Annotated in this window: 1 pseudogene; it reads right to left on the bottom strand. The window is 42.3% G+C overall.

Going from position 1 to position 272, the window contains the following annotated elements:
- Positions 1–272: pseudogene (locus SB765_RS29745) on the bottom strand (oxidoreductase); the annotation flags it as partial.

Here is a 272-nt window from a genome sequence, read left to right as displayed (position 1 = left end):
AAGCTGCGACACGGCTTCAATTCTAATTCGACCTAATTCCCCCTGAATTTCAGTGATATTTTCACCTTGTGAAATTTTCGAATAACTGATCACCGCTTGTCTGTCGGGATAATTTAAAAGCACATCGCCTGCACCATCCACACCACTTTCAAGTAATACGCCGCTGGCGTGAACAGAGCGTGGTGCCCCCCATAATGCAATAACAAGATAAAGTGGGTAAATACCCAAATCTAGTAAGGCACCATTAGCAAATTCAGGTAAAAAAGTATTAG

Origin of the sequence: Pseudomonas sp. SIMBA_067, from assembly GCF_046534675.1 — a bacterium.
In the GTDB taxonomy this organism is placed as follows: Bacteria; Pseudomonadota; Gammaproteobacteria; order Pseudomonadales; family Pseudomonadaceae; genus Aquipseudomonas; species Aquipseudomonas putida.
The sequence above is the reverse complement of the archived record's forward strand: the minus strand, read 5'-3'. Positions and strand labels throughout refer to the sequence as shown.